5 protein-coding genes, 1 tRNA gene and 1 riboswitch are annotated in these 6,336 nt (G+C 57.7%); of the genes, 2 read left to right on the top strand and 4 right to left on the bottom strand.

Features of this window, described 5'->3' with window-relative positions:
• The 3 genes from EM858_RS11980 to EM858_RS11970 form a co-directional block, all read right to left on the bottom strand.
• Positions 1 to 1,426: ShlB/FhaC/HecB family hemolysin secretion/activation protein (locus tag EM858_RS11980; protein WP_164865410.1), on the bottom strand; the 1,426-nt coding region annotated here is incomplete at its 3' end.
• 477 nt (positions 1,427 to 1,903) lie between these two features.
• Positions 1,904 to 1,977: transfer RNA gene (locus tag EM858_RS11975), tRNA-Gly, on the bottom strand.
• Between the two features lie 56 nt (positions 1,978 to 2,033).
• Positions 2,034 to 3,131: a 2'-deoxycytidine 5'-triphosphate deaminase gene (locus EM858_RS11970; RefSeq protein WP_127756811.1), complete on the bottom strand. Its 1,098-nt coding sequence runs from the start codon at positions 3,129 to 3,131 to the stop codon at positions 2,034 to 2,036.
• 73 nt (positions 3,132 to 3,204) lie between these two features.
• Positions 3,205 to 3,283, top strand: a riboswitch (SAM riboswitch).
• Between the two features lie 42 nt (positions 3,284 to 3,325).
• Between EM858_RS11970 and EM858_RS11965 the strand changes: the two genes are divergently transcribed.
• Together EM858_RS11965 and apaG are read left to right on the top strand one after the other, a co-directional pair.
• Complete coding sequence (locus EM858_RS11965; RefSeq protein ID WP_127756810.1) at positions 3,326 to 4,510, top strand: O-succinylhomoserine sulfhydrylase; 1,185 nt, start codon at positions 3,326 to 3,328, stop codon at positions 4,508 to 4,510.
• Positions 4,511 to 4,743: 233 nt separating this feature from the next.
• On the top strand, positions 4,744 to 5,136 hold the full coding sequence (gene apaG, locus EM858_RS11960; protein ID WP_003503545.1) for a Co2+/Mg2+ efflux protein ApaG: 393 nt from the start codon (positions 4,744 to 4,746) through the stop codon (positions 5,134 to 5,136).
• A 49-nt stretch (positions 5,137 to 5,185) separates the two neighbouring features.
• Here the strand turns inward: apaG and EM858_RS11955 are convergent, their stop codons facing one another.
• A complete protein-coding gene (locus EM858_RS11955; protein WP_080817974.1) occupies positions 5,186 to 6,175 on the bottom strand; it encodes an Hsp33 family molecular chaperone in 990 nt (329 codons plus the stop codon).
• Between the last annotated feature and the right edge of the window lie 161 nt (positions 6,176 to 6,336).

Here is a 6,336-nt window from a genome sequence, read left to right as displayed (position 1 = left end):
CCCCGGGCTCTCCGGCCTCCGCAGCGTCAAAAAGATCGAGACCCTTATCAAGGGCAAAATCGAGGGCGATGACGCCACCCAGTATTCTTTGCGAACGCGACAAACCGAGAGTGCCTATCGTGTATCGGCGGCTTCCAACCTCAATCCGGTTGCCGAGAAGAAAATTGTTGGTTTGCTTGTAGGTGAGGCCGCCCCTGAGCGTCGTGATCGAGTCCTTGTCTCGCCGGATAACGCGATCGATGCCAAATCCAATCTGACCGGAATCACCCGAAGTTTCGATCGGCCCGAAATTGCCGGGAATAGTGCTGTCATATTCGTACCAGGAACCGTTCGCCGAAAATGTCCAGTAGCCATAGGGTATACTTGTATTGACCGAATAACTGTTACTGCGCCCGCGACCCTCATCATCCCAGGGGTAGTCCGGGCCGCTACGCCCATAAGATAGCCCCAACTGATCATTGAGACCCAAGAGGTCATCGAAACCCAAGGAAATATTGCTTTGGGAGTAGCCGGTGCTTTGCTGGCCGAGACTATTATTGGAAATGCTCACGTACCAAGGTTTGCCCGGCTTGTTCTCGACGTTGAGAATGGATGTACCATCCGTTTTTCCCGGCAACATCGAAGTCTTGGCGTTATTGGACGACAGACGGTTGATCTGGTCCAGCCCCTGCTCAACATCGCGAATATTAGCAACCTTTCCTTTCATGCCGGGAAAGGCCGTAGCGAATGAACCGTTCTGCTCGGCCGGTTGACCATTGAAGTAGATATCCTCGATCGTGCCTTCGACAACGACCAATCTCAGCAATCCTGTTCCGGCAATATCCTGCGGCGGAACATAGGCGCGTGACGTCACGAATCCCTTGTCTAGATAGATGTCGGTGATGGCCTTGAGGAGAGACGTGATATCGGCAACGCCGACGCAACGATCGTTAAAAGGCCGCGTCAGTGTTCCAAGCGTAGCGGCAGAAAGGTTCGCCGCACCTTCGATCTCCACACGGGAGATATCGAAGCATAAATCATCGGGCTTCGCGTCGCCTCGCGGTGCCCCGCCCTCACGGCCAGTGACACTATCAGGGGTTATCTGTTTCAGGTTTTCAAGCCGCTGCAACTGCTGTTGCTGATCCTGTTGGCGCGAAAAATCATCGGCGGGCGACTGAGCATTTGCCGGCTCTGCCGCGAGCAGGCCCGCCAAAAGCAGGGTGGTGACGGCCCATTTGGAACTGTTAGGCGCGGCCCTCGAATTACCCAAGGTATTCCGCTCTGCCTGGATAGCGATCGGGGAATAAGCGGAAACTCGAACCGCCGTCACAATTGCGAGACAAAAATCAGGAGGAAGTGGCGATCGGAAACCAGGAATGAAAGCAGCGAGGGACATGTTTAGGAGGCCTGCATTTGAAGCGAAGTTGGTCGCGGCAATGCCGCTCATGCTTCACTCTGCAGCTGTCCTTGCTGTCGATCCCTACCGGGTTAATAGATCAGATCATCCGATCCAAGAAGCGTTAAAGTAGTATATTTTATTACGAAACGATAGTCGCAAGTCATTTACTCAAAAGAACGCGGTAGCTAAAAAATCACGTAACACCCAATCTTACCAATGCCATGGCGAGATTATTATTTTTCATCCGTGAGTTTTAAGCGTGACCCCGCCTATTTCTAGCCCTTCGGCTCTTCGAATAAAACAACAACTAGAAGTTACCGCAATACGCATATCCCCGCAAGACCTTGATGAGGACCAAAGTTAAGAACAAACTAAAATTGTTTCTCGGATTAGGCATAGTCAGGCGACCAAGATCATCCAATCTTGTCTCACGGATTTCCAAATTCGTCGGTGATCGGATACGAAACTACGCGAGTTTCCAGGCTGACAACGCCCCTTGACGCCAAATCTCGTTGGAAAGGTCGCTGGAGCGGGTGAAGGGAATCGAACCCTCGTATTCAGCTTGGGAAGCTGCTGCTCTACCATTGAGCTACACCCGCGCCGCGCATAAGACATCGGATAGTTCGCAGCGGGTGTCAAGCACCCGCCGGGTAGGTTATTCGGCGCGAAAATGCTTGGAGAGCTTCAGCCCCTGCGCCTGATAATTCGAGCCGAGACCGGTGCCATAGAGGCCTTCCGGTTTCTGCAGCATATGCTCGTAAACCAGCCGGCCGACGATCTGGCCGTGTTCCAGGATGAATGGAACCTCATGGCTGCGGACTTCGAGCACGGCGCGGCTGCCTGTGCCGCCGGCCTGCGCATGACCGAAGCCGGGATCGAAGAAGCCGGCGTAGTGCACGCGGAATTCGCCCACCAGCGGGTCGAAGGGGGTCATTTCAGCCGCATAGAGCGGTGGAACGTGGACGGCTTCGCGCGAGACGAGAATATAGAATTCATCCGGGTCGAGGATCAGTTCGGCACGGCCGCGCGCGTAGAGCGGCTCCCAGAAATCGAGAACGTCGTGCTGGGCCTTCTTGTCGACATCCACCACCGCCGTATGATGTTTGCCGCGATAACCGATCAACCCGTTTTCGCCGAAACCCTTGAGGTCGATCGAGAGCGCGATGCCGCCGCCGGTCACGTTGGGCGTGTCGCTGGCAACCAGCGTTTCCGTCTCGTGCAGCTTCAGCAATTCACTTTCGTTGAGCAGCGAATGGCCGATGCGGAAGCGAATCTGCGACAGGCGCGAGCCGCGTCGGACCACGATGGGGAAGGTGCGCGGGCTGATTTCCAGATAGAGCGGGCCGGCATAACCCGCCGGTATCTTGTCGAATTCCTGCGCGCTGTCAGTCATGACGCGGGTGAAGATATCGAGACGGCCGGTCGAGCTTTTCGGATTGGCCGAGGCCGACATGTCCACCGGCAGCGCAAGGCTTTCCATCAAGGGAACGATATAGACACAACCGGTTTCCAGCACCGCGCCCTGGGTAAGGTCGATCTCGTGCAGGCTGAGACGATTGAGCTTGTCGATGACGCGGTTTCCCGGGCCGGGCATGAAGCTGGCGCGCACGCGATAGGCCTTCGAGCCGAGCCTGAGATCAAGGCTGGCGGGCTGCACCTGGTCAGCATCGAGGTCGGCCTCGCTCTTCAGCTTGCCGCCCGCAAACAGCGCCTTGATCGCGCCATCCGCCAAAATGCCCGTGGTTCTGGTCATGGTCATCATTCCTTTTTACGGCGACAAAACCAAAAGGAAAGCATTGACGCAAGCCGGTAACGGCAGTATGGCAAGCTTATCCCGTGGTGATTTGGCCGGTCGGCTTGCAGCCACGTTAAACAAGTGGCTAAAAAGACCGGGTGCTAGGAACCGGTCTGCTTTTGCGGCCGGTTTTTTGTTTTGAAGGTGATCACATGAGCAATAAATGGCGCCCGGCAACCCAGCTCGTTCACGGCGGTACGCTACGCTCCCCTTACGGTGAAACGTCGGAAGCGATCTATCTGACCCAGGGTTTCGTCTACGAAAACTCCGAAGCCGCCGAAGCGCGCTTCAAGGGTGAAACGGATGGGTTCATCTACGCCCGCTATGCGAGCCCCACCAATGACATGTTCGAAAAGCGCATGTGCCTGCTGGAAGGCGCTGAAGACGCCCGCGCACTTGCGTCGGGCATGGCCGCCGTCACCGCCGCCATCATGTGCCAGCTGCGCGCCGGCGACCATATCGTTGCCGCACGCGCCCTCTTCGGCTCCTGCCGCTGGGTGGTCGAAACGCTTGCGCCGAAATACGGCATCGAATGCACGCTGATCGACGGTCGCGATCTCGGCAACTGGGAAAAGGCGATCCAGCCGAACACCAGGCTGTTCTTCCTCGAAAGCCCGACCAATCCGACGCTCGAAGTGGTGGATATTGCCGGCGTGGCGAAGCTCGCCAACCAGATCGGTGCGAAAGTGGTGGTCGACAACGTCTTTGCCACACCGCTTTTCCAGAAGCCGCTCGAACTCGGCGCGCATATCGTCGTTTATTCGGCCACCAAACATATTGACGGCCAGGGCCGCTGCCTTGGCGGCGTGATCCTTTCCGACAAGAAGTGGATCGAGGAAGAACTGCAGGACTATTTCCGCCATACCGGCCCGGCCATGTCGCCTTTCAATGCCTGGACGCTTCTGAAAGGCATCGAGACCCTGCCGCTGCGCGTCAAACAACAGACGGCCAATGCCGGCAAAATCGCCGATTTTCTCGCCGATAGCGCCAAGGTCGCCAAGGTCATCTATCCCGGCCGCGCCGACCACCCGCAGGCGGACATCATCGCCCGGCAGATGTCCGGCGGCTCGACGCTCGTGGCTTTCGAACTGAAGGGCGGCAAGGAAGCGGCCTTCAAGCTGCAGAACGCGCTTGAGATCGTCAAGATTTCCAACAATCTCGGCGACGCCAAGAGCCTCATCACCCACCCCGGCACGACGACGCACAAGAACCTCACCGACGAGGCGCGTGCCGAACTCGGTATTTCCGGCGGCACCCTGCGCCTTTCCTGCGGCATCGAGGATACCGACGATCTGCTGGAAGATCTGGCAAAGGGTCTGGCGGCCGTTTCGGCCTGAAAATTCAATCGGCAAATTGCCATGGCCTGACCGCGTGTCGGGCCGTGGTTCGCCTGCACGGTTCGAAAAGACCGCTTCAGGCAACCAATATTTACCTTTCCCGTTATCCCTAACGGTGGAAAACAGCGCAACAGGAGACGCCTCCTGCCCGTCAAGTCATTCATTTTCTTGACGATAGCCAGAGCCTATAGTGTAGGATGCGACGGCAGGCATAATATCGAGGTGTGGCGCGTATGTATCGTGCTCTGACAAGGGATATCGAGGTAACGGTCGATCCGTATTATCTCGAGGAACAATCCGACCCGGATGACGATCGTTACGTCTGGGGCTACAAAGTCGTGATCGCGAACAATTCAGATATTCCGGTTACCCTCGTCAATCGCTATTGGCACATCACCGATCAGAACGGACAGGTGGATGAGGTCTATGGGCCAGGCGTCGTGGGTGAGAAGCCGCATCTGAAACCCGGCGACAGCTACGAATATTCCTCCGGCTGCCCGCTGGATACACCTTCCGGCCTGATGTTTGGCCATTATGAAATGGAAACGGAAAATGGCGAGGTGTTCAACGTCACCATCCCCGCTTTTTCGCTGGATTCACCCGGCCTGATGCGGGTCCTGAACTGACACTCATCCTGCAAGGAAAAAGCCGCGCCCTTCAGGACGCGGCTTTCATTCAGGCATTTTCAAATTCGCTGACATCGTAGCGATAGGTCGTGGAGCAGAACTCGCAGGTCACGGCAATGGCGCCGTCTTCCTCGCTCGCCTCGATCTCCTCGGCGGTGAAACCGGACAGCACGCCCTTGATCTTGTCCCGCGAGCAGCTGCAACGGTCGAAAACCGCCTGCGGCTCATAGATGCGCACACCGCTCTCATGGAAAAGCCGGAAGAGAAGACGTTCCACCGGCACCTGCGGATCGGTCAGCTCGTCGGTATCAACCGTGTTCAGCAGCGTGACGGCTTCGGTCCAGGCATCGTCTTCTTGCACCTCGTGACCGCCCTCATCGCCATCGCCGCCATGCAGGTCGCGCATGCGCAGCCGCTCGGGCGCCTGCGGCAGGAACTGCGCAATAACGCCCCCCGCACGCCAGCCATGGCGCGGCTTGCCTTCGCCATCACGGTCGAAGAATTCGGCAACGCCCAGCCGCACGCGGGTGGGAAGCTGTTCCGACTGGCGGAAATAAACCCCGGCAATGTCTTCCAGCGAGGAGCCATCGAGCGGCACGATACCCTGATAAGGCTGCATGCCCGCCCCCTGATCGATCGTGAAGGCCAGAATGCCGTTGCCGAGCAATTGCTCCGGCGAGGTCGCCCCGGCCGCAATCGCCTCCGCCAGCCGCTCCTCATCGAAACGGGCATAGGCGCGCATGCTTTCCGGCGCGGTGAAATCCGCAACCAGAAGGTCGACCGGGCCGTCACCCTTGGTCTGGACGGTCAGCTTGCCGGAAAACTTGAGCGACGTGCCGATCAGCGCCGTCAGAACGGTCGCTTCCGCCAGCAGGCGGGCGACCGCCGGGGGATAGTCATGCCGCTCGAGAATGGCATTCAGCAGCGGACCCACCTGCACGGCGCGGCCGCGCACATCCAGACCTTCGACCTGAAAGGGCACAACCTTGTCGTCGCCAGCAAAATCGAGATCGTCCAGTTCAACCGTTACATCTGCCATGTCATACTCCCTGGCGCAGCCGTGGCGCCGCTACCGTCCAAAAGTCCGGCTTTTAAAATGTGCTTTTTTCGCTTGTCGCACAGAGACCCGGGAAGAGAAACCGCTTCCGGGGAAAAACGTGCAAATCGTGACAATGGCCCGCCAGCAAAACCGACGAGCCT

It is taken from the genome of Agrobacterium sp. CNPSo 2736 (genome assembly GCF_004005385.1).
GTDB lineage: Bacteria > Pseudomonadota > Alphaproteobacteria > Rhizobiales > Rhizobiaceae > Agrobacterium > Agrobacterium leguminum.
Note: the sequence above shows the minus strand (reverse complement) of the source record. Positions and strands in the feature narration are given on the sequence as shown.